General features: G+C 69.2%; 10 protein-coding genes and 1 pseudogene. 1 reads left to right on the top strand and 10 read right to left on the bottom strand.

Annotation, left to right across the window (positions count from 1 at the left end):
* The 4 genes from ABZ749_RS16490 to ABZ749_RS16475 all read right to left on the bottom strand — a co-directional run.
* A partial coding sequence (locus tag ABZ749_RS16490; protein ID WP_357228458.1) for an SAM-dependent methyltransferase occupies nucleotides 1–727 on the bottom strand: 727 nt, incomplete at its 3' end.
* Nucleotides 728–856: 129 nt separating this feature from the next.
* Nucleotides 857–1,513, bottom strand: coding sequence for a response regulator transcription factor (locus ABZ749_RS16485; protein WP_357228456.1), 657 nt, complete (start codon nucleotides 1,511–1,513; stop codon nucleotides 857–859).
* Nucleotides 1,510–2,805 (bottom strand): histidine kinase, encoded by a 1,296-nt coding sequence (locus tag ABZ749_RS16480; RefSeq protein WP_357228453.1) that lies wholly within the window; start codon nucleotides 2,803–2,805, stop codon nucleotides 1,510–1,512. The genes ABZ749_RS16485 and ABZ749_RS16480 overlap by 4 nt, the downstream gene beginning before the upstream one ends.
* A 42-nt stretch (nucleotides 2,806–2,847) precedes the next feature.
* On the bottom strand, nucleotides 2,848–4,875 hold the full coding sequence (locus tag ABZ749_RS16475) for a serine hydrolase domain-containing protein (RefSeq protein ID WP_357228450.1): 2,028 nt from the start codon (nucleotides 4,873–4,875) through the stop codon (nucleotides 2,848–2,850).
* 300 nt (nucleotides 4,876–5,175) lie between these two features.
* Between ABZ749_RS16475 and ABZ749_RS16470 the strand changes: the two genes are divergently transcribed.
* Nucleotides 5,176–7,257, top strand: a complete 2,082-nt coding sequence (locus ABZ749_RS16470) for a PQQ-dependent sugar dehydrogenase (protein ID WP_357228447.1) — start codon at nucleotides 5,176–5,178, stop codon at nucleotides 7,255–7,257.
* 166 nt (nucleotides 7,258–7,423) lie between these two features.
* Here the strand turns inward: ABZ749_RS16470 and ABZ749_RS16465 are convergent, their stop codons facing one another.
* The 6 genes and pseudogenes from ABZ749_RS16465 to ABZ749_RS16440 form a co-directional block, all read right to left on the bottom strand.
* On the bottom strand, nucleotides 7,424–8,191 hold the full coding sequence (locus tag ABZ749_RS16465) for a hypothetical protein (RefSeq protein WP_357228445.1): 768 nt from the start codon (nucleotides 8,189–8,191) through the stop codon (nucleotides 7,424–7,426).
* A 161-nt stretch (nucleotides 8,192–8,352) separates the two neighbouring features.
* Nucleotides 8,353–8,724, bottom strand: a pseudogene (locus ABZ749_RS16460) (ATP-binding domain-containing protein); the annotation flags it as partial.
* Nucleotides 8,725–8,759: 35 nt separating this feature from the next.
* On the bottom strand, nucleotides 8,760–11,651 hold the full coding sequence (locus ABZ749_RS16455; protein WP_357228442.1) for a tetratricopeptide repeat protein: 2,892 nt from the start codon (nucleotides 11,649–11,651) through the stop codon (nucleotides 8,760–8,762).
* The gene (locus tag ABZ749_RS16450; RefSeq protein ID WP_357228439.1) at nucleotides 11,648–11,995 is read right to left on the bottom strand and encodes a hypothetical protein; all 348 of its coding nucleotides are present in this window, start codon (nucleotides 11,993–11,995) and stop codon (nucleotides 11,648–11,650) included. Before ABZ749_RS16450 ends, ABZ749_RS16455 begins: the two co-directional genes overlap by 4 nt.
* A 107-nt stretch (nucleotides 11,996–12,102) precedes the next feature.
* The gene (locus ABZ749_RS16445; protein WP_357228436.1) at nucleotides 12,103–12,483 is read right to left on the bottom strand and encodes a YccF domain-containing protein; all 381 of its coding nucleotides are present in this window, start codon (nucleotides 12,481–12,483) and stop codon (nucleotides 12,103–12,105) included.
* A 50-nt stretch (nucleotides 12,484–12,533) separates the two neighbouring features.
* On the bottom strand, nucleotides 12,534–12,837 hold a 304-nt coding region (locus ABZ749_RS16440; protein ID WP_357228434.1), incomplete at its 5' end, for an STAS domain-containing protein.

Raw genomic sequence — 12,837 nt, 5'->3', positions numbered from 1 at the left:
GGATCGGCACCAGGCCGGGCTCCACCTTGGTCAACCCGGCGAAGCAGGTGTCGAGCTCCTCCGGGCTGCGCAGGATGTACGGCACTCCACCGCTCTGTGCCAGCCGTTCGGCACCGGCGACCACGGCGGGGCTGGTGTCGGTGCCGTCCCAGAGCACGAGGTAGCTGCCGGACGGCATCGCGGCCATCGTCCGCTCGACGATCGACCGCACCTCGGCAAGGTCCGGCTCGTAGCCCATCACGCCCATGTACATCACGGCGATGGGCTGACTGAAGTCGAGCGTCTGCGCCGCCTCGGCGAGGATCTTCTCCGGGTCGTGGTAGTCGGCCGGAACGTAGGTGGTGACACCCTCCGACGTCGTGCTGGCCAGCAACGCCCGCGCGTGCACCAGCACCATCGGGTCGTTGTCCACGTAGACGATGCGGGAGTCGGGCGCGATGCCCTGGGCGACCGCGTGCGTGTTCTGCATGCTGGGTAGACCGGTGCCGATGTCCAGGAACTGCCGGATGCCCGCTTCGGCCGCGAGGTAACGCACCGCCCGCACCAGGAAGACACGGGACTGCTGTGCCATGAGGACGATCTCCGGGTAGACCTCGGCGACAGCGTCGCCGGCCGCCCGGTCGGACTGGAAGTTGTCCTTGCCGCCCATCCAGTAGTTCCAGATCCGTGCCGCGTGCGGCACGTCGGGCTGAAGCTTCGCGGCGAGTTCGGGGTCCGGGCCGGCCATGCCAGGCTCCTATCGAGGGGTCGTCAGCTGGAGGTCACCACAGCGGTACGACCCGGATCGTACTCCGACAATGTCCACTCTCGACTGCGGGTCGACCCGCCGCCGCCGGGCAGCGGACCAGGGGCGCTGTCACCGGTGGACCACCCCGTTCTGGTACGCCCACACGACGGTCTGTAGCCGGTCCCGTACGCCGATCTTGGTCATGGCGCGCCCGAGGTGCGACTTGACGGTGCTGGTCTCGATGAAGAGCCGCTCGGCGATCTCGACGTTCGACAGGCCCTGCGCGAGCAACTCCACGATCTCGGTCTCCCGCGCGGTCAACTGGTGCGCCGCCGCCGCGTCCGAGCGGGGAGCGGGTGTACGCCTGGCGAACTCGGAGATCACCCGATGGGTGACGGCCTGGTCGACGAGCCCGTACCCGCTCGCCAGGCGACGGATCGCCTCGATCAGCTCGTCGGGCTCACAGTCCTTGAGGATGAACCCGCTGGCGCCGGACTCCAACGCGCCGAAGACGTACTCGTCGAGGTCGAAGGTCGTCACGACCAGCACCGCCGGTGGCGTTCCGCTCGCCTCGGCGACGATCTGCCGGGTCGCGGTGAGCCCGTCGCCGTGCGGCATCCGGACGTCCATGCAGATGACGTCAGGTTGCAGCCGGCGGGCCAGCTCGATGGCGGTGGACCCGTTCGACGCCTCGGCCACGACCTCTATCTCGCCGGCCTGCTCCAGGATGACGCGAAAGCCGGCGCGGACCACTGCCTGGTCGTCCACGAGCATCACTCTGATCATGCCGGGGCCTCTTCCTTCGGACGCGATGTGGCAGGACCGTTCGTCGGGAGGGTCGCGGCGACCGACCAGCCACCGGCCGCCGTCGGGCCGGCGGTGAACGTGGCCCCGATCAGCTGGGCCCGCTCACGCATGCCCACCAGGCCGACGCCACCGGTGCGTGCCGCCGGTACGCGTCGCGGCGCGGCAGGTTCGTTCACCACCTCCAGGGACACCGAGCGGGGCTCGAAGCGGAGCACCACCCGCGCCGCAGCGCCCGGGGCGTGCTGGCGTGCGTTGCTGAGCGACTCCTGCGCGATCCGGTAGAGCGCGACGTCGGCGATCGGCGGCACCTCGCGCTGCTCGCCCTCCCGGACGAACTCCACCGGGCCGGCGAGGTTGCCCGCGGTGCGGACGAGGTCGTCGAGCATGCCCAGCCCCGGCACCGGAGCAGCACCGTCGCCGCCCTCGTGCCCCGGTCTGCCGCGCAGCACACCGACGACCAGCCGCAGGTTGTCCAGGGTCTCCTTGCCCTGGCTACGGATCCAGGCCACACCGGCCTTCGCGGCCGCCGGGTCCCGGTCGATCAGCCGCTCGACCGCCGCCGCCTGCACGACCATGCCGGAGAGGTGGTGCGCGGCCACGTCGTGCAACTCCCGGGCCATCCGGGAACGCTCCGCGCCGATCGCCGCCTGGACCTTCGTGTGCTGCTCCCGGATCGCCTCGTCCGCCCGCACCCGGACCAACTCCACGTAGCGTCGGTAGGTGGCCACGTAGCCGCCGACGAAGGTCGCGCCGGCGTAGGTGAGGGCGCTCGCCGAGACGTACGCGATGGCCGTCAGCAGATCCGGGGTCACCACGACGGCCGCCCCGATCGACTCCACCACCACGACCGCGCCGACGGCCAGCAGCGCACGGCGAACCGGCAGCAACGACCCGACCGTGTACGCCGCGACGAACGGTGCGAGGCCCCGGATGGTCGCCTCCGGCAGGGAGAAGCCGATGATGGGCAGTTGAAGGCCGACGACGAGCGCGAGGCAGAGCAGTGGCCGGACCCGACGCAGGCACAGCAGCATCGCCTGCGCGCAGCAGATGGCGACGAGCAGCCAGGCCCGCGCCGGGTCGAACGACACCCCATCTTCCGGTGCCACGAACCAGAACAGCGCGGTGAGCAGTACGAACGTCAGGACGGTCAGCGCCGCGGCCAGCAGGCAGTCCCGGTGGAACACGCCGTTCACCCCGAGCCGGGTGAGCCGTCCGTCGAGCCACTTCGTCAGTCGCGGTGTGCCGGGTTCGGTGTCGACGTGGTCCCTCATGGGGTGCGCATCCTTGCTCCGGATCGTCCCGGGTCGGGCGGGTCAGTAGGAGATGCTAGGCGCGAGCAGGTGGAACTCCACGGCGAACCAGCCCGCTCCGGCGAGAGCGAACAGGATCAGGCCGCTGCCGGTGATCCGCCGCCAGCCGACGTGGCGTCGCACGTCGTCGACGAGCCGGACGGCGGCGGGCAGCACTCCGAGCAGGCCGAGCAGTTGCAGCACCTGGATGGTGCGCAGGGCGGGCCCGGGCACGTCCTGGAGGCTCATGATGCTGCCGATGGTCAGCACCCAACCGGCGAACGCGAGCAGCGTGCCGGCGACGGCGAGGCGGCTCAGGATCCGCGCGGTGCGCCCCGTCCGTTCCCGGGCAGCGCGCCCGAGCCGACGGCGGACGATCGCCCCGACCGGCCAGGACAGCACGGCGAGCAGCAGCACGACGGTGGACAGGGCCAGCACCGGGACGGCCACGGCGGAGGCGCGGGCCGGCTCGACGGGCAGCAACGCGAACGCGGAGTCGAAACTGATCGCCTCGACCCGGTCGTCGGTCGCCCGCATGGCGATCGTGCGCTGCCCGTCGACCTCGCGCCAGACCCAGGGCGCCACCTCCTCGTAGAGGGCGGGAGAGTTCGACAGCGGGCCCGGGTCCAGCAGCAACCGGTCGCCGTCGGCAACGCTGACAGTGGTCCGACCGACCAGGCCGATCGCCGTCAGGAAGTTGCTCCCGATCGCTCGCGAGGACTCGTAGGTGCCGGCGGCCAGCGCGGCGTGCTCGGCGGTGGTCGCCGGGTCCACGCCGACGGTCTGCTGGTCGTCGCGGGCGGGGAAGTAGCGGTCGGCGAAGCCGTTCACTACCGAATCGCGAAGCTCGTGGCTGTCGAGGGCGCCGGAGCCGTTGCTGTTGAGGGACAGGAAGATCCCGGCGCGGTCGTCGGGGTAGATCTGCAGGTGCGAGTGGAAGTACTTGGTGTCGCCGCCGTGGCCGAGGATCCGGTGGCCGTTGCGGTTCTCGGTGAAGAATCCGAGGGTCATCCGGGGCCCGTCGGCCAGCGTGCCCAACGACGTCGCGTCGAGTGCCGGCCGCTGCATCAGCTCACGGGTCGGTTGGTCCAGCAGGGGCGCGAAGCCCACCGGCTCGCCGAGCTGGGCGAGCATGAATCGCGCCATGTCCGTCGCCGGGGCGCTCAGCGCACCGGGCGGGGGCGTGCCGACGATCTCGAACGGCACGGCAGGCCCGGCGGAGGTGTCGTACCCGTTGGACATCCGGTCGCGCAGCGCCGCCGGGAGGGGCTGCTCGAAGGTCGACGACGGCATGCCCGCGCGGTCCAGGACGTTGCGTTGGACGTACTCCTCGAAGCGCGTTGCGCTGACGCGTTCGACGATGTAGCCGGCGAGCGCGTTGCTGTAGTTGGAGTACGCGGGGACGGTGCCGGGCTGGTAGATCTGCTCCGGTGGGTCGGTCATCAGGGCCTTGCGCAGGTTGAGGTCGCTGCCGTCGGTGCCGATGAGGCCGGCGATCCGCTCCTCGAACCCGGCGGTGTGCGTCAGCAGGTGCCGCAGGGTGACGGCCCGCTCGTGGCGGAGAGGCAGTTCGAAGTCGAGGTACGTCCTGACGTCGGTGTCGAGGTCGAGCTTTCCGTCCTGCACGAGTTGCAGCACCGCGGTGGCGGTGACGAGCTTCGACACCGATCCCATCCGGAACAGATGGCGGTCCGGGTCGACCGGTACGCCGGCGTTCCCGCCGGACCCGGTGTCGGCGTACCCGTACCCCCGGGTTGTAAGGATCTTGCCGTCGTTCACGACGGCGACAGTGGCTCCCGCGATGCCGCTACGGTCGAGGGCGGCCGGCAGCAGGCCGTCGAGCCAGGCGTTGACGTCGGTGTCGGTCAGGGCGGAACCCGCCCCGCTCGCGGCGGCCGGTGCCGCCGGAGCGTCGATGGGCGGTGCGGGGTCGTGCTGCGCCGCGCCGCAGCCAGCGGCGCTGACAGCGATGGCGACAGTGGTCAGGAGCACCGCGCCGAGTCGGACGACCGGTCGGGGTGCAGCGGGGGCGAGAAGGGAAAGAGAGCGCATCGTCTGCCAGTGCCTTTCCTGGCGAACGGGTGTCCGGAGCAGGTCCGTACGGCGTCACCCGATGCCTTGGAACAAGCCTGTTCGAGTGACCGCCCCGAGCCATCTGGCGCGAGACGGCAATGCGCTTACGACCTGAGGAGGAGGACGGGTGCACCGATGGTGGGCAGGTATGCCCCCGATCGAGGGACATCGTTTGACTTGTGCGACGAATGCATCTTTGATGGTCGATGTGCTTGTTCGGCGTGGTCGGGCGCTTCGTCGTCTGGGTGGGCCGGTCGATGCCCTGAGCCTGGAGGACTGATGCGAGTCGTCGCACTGAGCAACCCACGACGCCCACGACGACGGCTGTTGCCGGTGGCGATGGCGGCGGTGACGCTGCTGAGCCTGGCCGTCGGTGTGCCGGCGTCCGCCGCGGCGCCGTCGACAGTCGTGGGCGTGGCCAGCGGTCGTTGCCTGGACGTGGTCGGCAACGTCAGGACCGCCGGTGCCGGCATCAACATCTACGACTGCAATGGCCAGGCCAATCAGGCGTGGACCTTCACCTCAAGTGGTGAGCTGCGGGTCTACGACGACACGATGTGCCTGGACGTGGTCGGTCAGGACACCACCGCGCCGGCCGCCCTGCAGATCAACAACTGCACCGGTGGGGCGAACCAACGCTGGCGGACCACCACCTCGGGGACGATCGTCGGCGTCCAGTCCGGCCTGTGCCTGGACGTGAACGGCGCCGGCACCGCCAACAGCACCACAGTCGGTCTCTGGACCTGCAACGGGCAGTCCAACCAACGGTGGACGACGTCCTTCGGCAGCGCCGACAGCCAGCCGCCGACGGCGCCGGGCAGCCCACGGGTCAGCGGCCTGACCTGCAACTCGGTGACGTTCGCGTGGAACGCCTCGACGGACAACGTCGCGGTGGCCTTCTACGACATCTACCACGACGGCCAGTTGATGACGTCGGTGAGCGGTACGACGCTCTCCACCAACCTGACCGTGGTGGCCGGGGCGACCTGGGGTCTGTACGTCAACGCCCGCGACGCCGCCGGCAACGTCTCGCAGGCGAGCGCCACCGTCTCGATCACACCGCCGCCCTGCCAGGCCGACAGTCAGCCGCCCACCGCGCCGCAACAGCTCACCGGCACCACGTCGGGCACCACCGTGACGCTGCGCTGGACCGCGTCGACCGACAACATCGGTGTGCGGGCGTACGACATCTACCGGGCCGGCACGAAGGTGGGCACTGTCACCGGCGCGCCGCCGGCGACCACGTTCACCGACAGCGGCCTGACGGCGAACACCTCCTACCAGTACTACGTGGTAGCTCGGGACGCTCAGGACAACGCCTCGTCGCGCAGTGCCACGGTGACGGTGACCACCGGTGCGGCGTGCGCCAACCCGGTGTGCGGGGTGCGGCAGGTCACCACCGACACCGACATCCCGTGGGGTCTGGTGACGTTGCCCGACGGCAGCGTGCTCTACAACCGCCGCGACGCGCACGACATCATCCAGCTCAACCCGAGCACCGGGGCCAAGACCAACCTCGGCACGGTGCCGAACGTGCAGAGCACCGACGGTGAGGGTGGCCTGTTGGGGCTCGCCATCTCGGCCAGCTACGCCAGCGACCGTTGGCTCTACATCATGCACACCTCGCCGAGCGACAACCGCATCGTCCGGATCAGGCTGGAGAACGGGCGACTCAACACCGCCAGCGAGCAGGTCCTGCTCAGCGGCATCCGGCGTAACAAGTACCACGACGGCGGTCGCCTGCGGTTCGGCCCGGACGGCAAGCTGTACGCCAGCACCGGCGACGCCCAGAACGGCAACTACGCCCAGGACCGGTCCAGCCTCGAAGGCAAGATTCTGCGACTCAACCCGGACGGCACCGTCCCCTCGGACAACCCGTTCGGCAACTACGTGTGGAGCTACGGCCACCGCAACCCGCAGGGGCTGGCGTTCGACTCGCAGGGCCGGCTGTGGGAGCAGGAGTTCGGTAACTCGGTGATGGACGAGACCAACCTGATCACCAAGGGTGGAAACTACGGCTGGCCGGCCTGTGAGGGCACCAGCGGCACCTGCGGTACGGCCGGGTTCATCGCGCCGGCGCGCACGTACCCGACTGCCGAAGGGTCCTGTTCGGGCATCACGATCGTCCGCGACGCGCTCTACGTGGCCTGCGCCCGAGGCGCTCGGATGTACCGCGCGGTGATCAGCGGCAGCAGCCTGACGAACGTGCAGACGTACTTCAGTGGCACCTACGGCCGGCTGCGGACGGTGGAGCCGGCTCCGGACGGGGGGCTGTGGCTGACCACCACCAACGTCGGTGACAAGGACAGCACCCCGAACAACAGCAACGAGAGAATCCTGCACGTCACGCTCGGCAGCTAGTTGCGGCGACCGATCAGGGCCGCCTTCAGGCGGCCCTGATCGGTCGCGGGGTCAGACCGGGTGCTTACTTCGTGGCGCGGACCTGGACCGACCTGCGCTCCGCACCGTCCGCGAACACCTGGCCGCCGTAACCGCCCGGCCGGGTTGAGCAGCAGTTGCGGCCCGGTCAGTGGGTGTAGGTCGGCCAGTGCGGGTCGTCAAAGCGGGCCGGGTCCGGGATGCCGAGCAGCCTGATCCGGTGCAGTAGTTCCGGGTCGGTGTCGACCGTCCGCAGCCGGGCCGGGGCGTGCTGGAGCAGCCATGCGGTGAGCTCCGCACGGAGGATCTCCTTGACGTCGTCCGTCAACGTCCAGGTGCTCCACGGCAGCTCATCGCAGAGCAGGTCGTAATCCCACTCTCCGAAAGCCGCGGCGAGCCGTCGGTTCGCCACCGGACCGTTCTCCGTCGCCCAGACGCCGAGCCAGCGGTCGAGGACGCCACAGGCTTCCACGAGCATGGCCAGCACCGCGTGTGCCGGCACCTCGGCGTCTGGGTCGGTGAGCGTGACGACCCACCAGGCGTCCAGGAACTCGCGGATCGCCGTCGACTGCTCGGCGGGCCACTCCTGCCAGCGACCGCGCGCGAACGCATGCCCCGCATGGTCCATGCTGCTCAGACGCTCCACCTCGCCGTTGACCAATGCCGTGGCGAGTTGGGGCAGGATCCGGCGCAGCATGGCCGCGGGAAAATCCCAGTCGCCGGCCGAGTAGGTACGGCGCAGCAGATCCGGGTCCAGCTCGACGTCCGGGGTCTTGAGCAGGGCAAGTTCCTCGGCGCTGCCCCAGTGGCACTCGCAGTTGCCGTCGTCGGGGTGGGCCGTCATGCCACCGAAGGTGGCGGCGAGATGGGCAAGGGCGGCGTCGAGTCGACGCCGTGCGGGCGTGGGTTGCGTCATGCAGATGCGCCTTCGCGGACTCCGGCGGCGCGCGGCGGCCGAAGAGCGCGACGGTACCGGTCGAGCCGGCGAAACGCCACGCTGATTCGGCCCCCGTCATCGCTGAGAGGGGTCGGAGAGCGACATCGCCCCGGTCGTCCCCGGATCCGGCCGGCACGCGCTCAGCTGCTGGTCAGGAGCACGAGTTGCTGGGTGGCCCGGGTCATCGCGACGTAACGGTCGACCGCCCCTGAGATGCCGCTGCCGAACGCTTGCGGGTCGACGAGGACGACCAGGTCGAATTCGAGGCCCTTGGCCTGCTCCGGGCTCAGTGACCGGACCCGGGACGTCGGCGGGAAGGTCGGGTCGCCGATGACGCACGCGATTCCTTCGGCGTGGTCGGCGAGCCAGGTGTCGAGGATCGACGGCAGGTCGGCGGCCGAGCCGTGGACGACGGGAAGCCCGTTGCCGCGAATGGAGGTGGGCACGTTCGCGCCGGGGAGCACGCCCCGGATGACCGGCTCGGCCTCCGCCATGACCTCCACCGGCGCTCTGGACAACGACCAGATGCCGGTCGATGGTGGTCGGGTCAGACTTCACCGGACGAGGTCAGGTTCCGGCGCAGCTCGGACGCCTCGTCGTGGCGGCCCAGAGCATCAAGAACATCCGCGCGTGTATGGCAGGCAGACCAGAGCGGGTGGTCGAACGATGCTGGCAAGCGCGTCGCCAGGCGTTGGTAGATGCCGATTGCGTCGTCGATGTGGGTGAGCGCCGTCCTCAGGTTCTGGCTGGTCATCAGGCAGACCCGAGCATGTGCCCACAGTGTCTGAGCGAGGCCGGGCAGGTGGGCAGCCTGGTTGGTCTGGGCCAGCTGTTGGCTGAGCATCAGGGCTTCTTGTGCCGCAACCACAGCTTTTTGCCGCGGGCTCCCACGCGCGAGGCCCAGACCGAGGTTGCTCAGCGATATAGCAAGATCGGGTAGGTAGGCCGCAGGGTTGGTTTCGGCCAGCCGTCGAAGTGCGGTGGTGGCCTCCTTCATGGGGGTGAGAGCTTCCTCGTAGCGTCCTACCTGCCAAAGAAATACCCCGAGGTTGGTCAGCGACCTGGCCAGGTCCGGCAGATGGGCGGCGGGGTTGGTTTCGGCGAGCTGCCGTCGGATGTGCATGGCCTGCTGGGTGGGAGTGAGCGCCTCCTCGCACCGTTTCAACTCGGAAAGGCGGATGCCGAGGTTGGTCAGCGACCCGGCCAGGTCCGGCAGGTAGGCGGCGGGGTTGGTTTCGGCCAGCTGCCGTCGGAGGTGCACGGCCTCCTGAGTTTGGCTGAGCGCATCCTCGCGGCGTCCCAGTGCGGCGAGAAGATTGCCAAGGTTGCTCAGCGACAAGGCGAGGCTTGGTAGGTGGGCGGGAGGATCAATTTCGACCAGCTGGCGAAAGTATGTGACGGCCTCCTGCGTCGCCGCGAGAGCTTCCTCTGGATGGCCCAATGCCGCCAGGCAGGTGCCGAGGTTGTCCAGTGCCCCGGCCAGGTCAGGCAGCTGAGGGATCGTGGGATTGGTCTTGGCAAGGTATCGCTGGATGTTCACGGCCTGCTGAGTGGGGGTGAGCGCTTCCTCGCGCCGTCCCAGATCCGCGAGGCGAGTGCCAAGATTGTTAAGGGACGCGGCGAAATTCCGAGCATGTGCGGCGGGGTCTGTCTCGGTGAGCTGTCCATAGATGGTGGCTGCTTCTCGGGTCAGGCCCAGGGCCTCCTCGTAGCGGCCCAGATTTGATACGAAAACCCCGAGGTTGTTGAGCGACCCGGCCAGGTGCGGCAGGTAGGTATCGGGGTGTAACTCTGCCATTCGCCGGTAGAGATCCGTCGCCTTCCGTGCCGCGACGACAGCTTCCGTGTGGCGCCCAGCGTTGCTCAGGCGGCAGGAGAGAATGACGTGGAGCTCGGCCTGCTCATTGGCTGCGGCACCAGCCGTGGTCAGGGCGACAAGACGTTCGGTGAGAACCGCTGACGCAGGGTCGAGGTCGATGCTGCGCTCGGGCAAGTGGAAGGTGATCGCTCTCGCTAGGTCTGCCTCGAGATGCGGTGTGACCGCTAGAAGTGCGGTACTTCCGGCGTCAACGGCCAGGGCGGGATCGGCGTTGAGCAGGTTTCGTAGCCTCTCCGCCACGTGGTCCCAGCGAGTGGCGGCAGCCGCGAGGAACGTCAATGCCCGACCAACGTGTCTGGGCGGGCGATGCGCACCGTCGCGCTTGAAGAGTGGTCCAGGGTGATGTCGGGTTATCCGTTGCTCGTCGACGGTTGTGGTGGTGATGAGTTCGGTGGACCAAGGATCGGTATGGCCGCCGAACGCACCACCGGTCAGGGTCAGTGCGATGAAGTCCTCGGTCAGCCGATCCGGGTACAACGGTTCCAGAGCGGAATCCGCATCCGCGGGCGGGTAGCAGCGGGCGTGACGATCCAACAGGCGCTGGGCGCTGAGTTGCGCCGCCTCGGGCAGGCCGGTCCGCACCAGCATGTCCCTCGCGTCAGCCGGGCGCTGAGGTCCACACAGCCCCGCGATGAAGACGATGCGTGCGGTCGTCGTGGTGGCGTCCTCGCCGTACAGCCGACTCCAATACCGTCGCTCGCGGTCGAGCAGGTATTGCGAGAGATCCGCCGACCGCTGCGGCGGTTCTTGACTGTTCGCCTGCGCGTCGACCGCAGCGAGAGCCGCCATGTGCAGCCCCAACGTCAGTCCGTAAAGATGGTCGGTGAGCCGACCGGCGGGCTCCAGAGTCCTCCGCTCCGTCAGCCGGTAGACCTCTGCGAAGCGCCGGCAGGCCGCCTCGAACAGCACCCGGCGATCGGCCTCCGGACCGGCGAGCGCGGGCAGTTCCCGAGGGCTCCGCGCGCTGATGCCCAGGTCGTCGCATTCGGCGTCGAAGGGTGCCCACCAGTCGATCGAACGGGACAGCAAGAGCATCCTCAGCTGACCGGCACGGCCCGAGTGGCGGTGCAGCAAGGTGTGCAGGTCGTGCTGCGGCCACCGTTCGGCGTAGTCCACCACCATCAGTAGTGGCTGCTCATCGGCCACCGCCATCGGCTGCCCGAAGCCAGGGTTCTCCGAACGGTGCCGCGCGACCGTCACCGCCCAACCCGCGTCGACTGCCTCCTCGGCAGCCTGGTTGGCGAGCCGGGTCTTGCCCTGCCCACCCGCAGCGTGGATCAGCCACACCCCATGCCGGCCAGGGCCGTCGCGCCAAGTCCGGATCTCGTCGAGCTCCAAAACCCGACCGGTGAACGGAATTACCTGCCGGCGGGCATTGAGTAACTTGCTTGGCTGTGCCCGCAGCTCAATCAGCTCTGCCAACTCAGGGGCGCTTGCACGGCGATAGGGCTCGACTGCGAATGGCGGACCGTCGACGCCATAGAAGTGCTGATCGCGCCCGGCGACGTACGCGTCCCGTCCGGCGTGTAACCCATCGTTCGCTGGCGTCAGCTGTCTCACCGTCCCGCTCCGGGGCCACCGGACCCGAAATGCTGGTCACCGCCCGCTGTGTAGGCGTCCCGTCCGGCGTGGATCTGCTGGTGCAGACCAAGGGCCGGACTCGCAGGATCGGACACTTTCCGGGCACTCTCCGTGGCTGGCTGTCCACTGACGTTTCGGCGGGCGAGCACAATGCCGTACACCGAGAGTGGGAGACCGAGCAGGGCGGAGAACGCGCCAGTCACGCTGGCGACCTTGTCCGACTGGTCCAAGCCGAGGGTCACGAAGAGCACACCCAGCCCGAGCAGTGCCAGCCCGCCGATGACGGCTGCCACCCAGCCCACGGTTCGCGCGCGTATGGTCATCGCTTCATGATGTACCGACGCGGCCGACCTGACTTCCCCCGTCTGAACGACGGATCGTCGTCAGCCCGGGGGACTCGCCCGCTGTAAGTGGATAACGTGATGCCGGGTCACGGCGCGTCGACGACCTCACGGCCGAGCGGCCAGAACGCCGCCGGTACGAGCTTGAAGTTGGCGATGCCGAACGGGATCCCGATGATCGTCACGCAGAGGGCGATGCCCGCGAGGATGTGCGAGAGCGCGAGCCACCAGCCGGCCAGCACCACCCAGAGGATGTTCGCCAGGCCGGAGCCGACGCCCACGCCCGGCTTGGGCACCAGGGTGCGGCCGAAGGGCCACAGCGAGTAGACCGCGAGGCGCAGCGAGGCGACGCCGAACGGGATGGTGATGACCAGGACGAAGCAGATCAGCGCGGCGATGCCGTAGCCGACCGCCAGCACGAGGCCACCGCCGAAGACGAGCCACAGCACATTCAGTACGAAACGAATCATTACTCCAGCATGAAACATGCTCGCCACCCGGTCGCCTCGCCCCCGTTCCCTCAACGGGGGACGGCCACCGCGTGCCCCTCGGGGAGCGGCCTCCCGCCACCGTCGGAGAGTTCGGCGAGGGCGTGGTCGCGGCTGTCGAAGATCGGGAAGGCCCCGTCCAGACGCATGGTGTGCAGGACGGTGCGGATGAATCGCGACGGCGCGGCGAGGCAGAGCGTGACACCCCGTTCCCGGGCGTCACGGTGGGCGCGCACGAGCAGACCGAGGCCGGTCGAGTCGATGATGTGCACCCGGCTCAGGTCGACCACGACATGCCCGCCCACCTCGGCCACGTGCCGCAGCGCCGTGCGCAGG

It is taken from the genome of Micromonospora sp. NPDC047753 (genome assembly GCF_040642735.1).
In the GTDB taxonomy this organism is placed as follows: Bacteria; Actinomycetota; Actinomycetes; order Mycobacteriales; family Micromonosporaceae; genus Micromonospora.
The sequence above is the reverse complement of the archived record's forward strand: the minus strand, read 5'-3'. Positions and strand labels throughout refer to the sequence as shown.

What these genes read in the sequence shown, in the direction of transcription:
- ABZ749_RS16485 (WP_357228456.1), bottom strand. Translation starts at nt 1,513, where the DNA reads ATGATCAGAGTGATGCTCGTGGACGACCAGGCAGTGGTCCGCGCCGGC.
- ABZ749_RS16480 (WP_357228453.1), bottom strand. Translation starts at nt 2,805, where the DNA reads ATGAGGGACCACGTCGACACCGAACCCGGCACACCGCGACTGACGAAG.
- ABZ749_RS16475 (WP_357228450.1), bottom strand. Translation starts at nt 4,875, where the DNA reads ATGCGCTCTCTTTCCCTTCTCGCCCCCGCTGCACCCCGACCGGTCGTC.
- ABZ749_RS16470 (WP_357228447.1), top strand. Translation starts at nt 5,176, where the DNA reads ATGCGAGTCGTCGCACTGAGCAACCCACGACGCCCACGACGACGGCTG.
- ABZ749_RS16465 (WP_357228445.1), bottom strand. Translation starts at nt 8,191, where the DNA reads ATGACGCAACCCACGCCCGCACGGCGTCGACTCGACGCCGCCCTTGCC.
- ABZ749_RS16450 (WP_357228439.1), bottom strand. Translation starts at nt 11,995, where the DNA reads ATGACCATACGCGCGCGAACCGTGGGCTGGGTGGCAGCCGTCATCGGC.
- ABZ749_RS16445 (WP_357228436.1), bottom strand. Translation starts at nt 12,483, where the DNA reads ATGATTCGTTTCGTACTGAATGTGCTGTGGCTCGTCTTCGGCGGTGGC.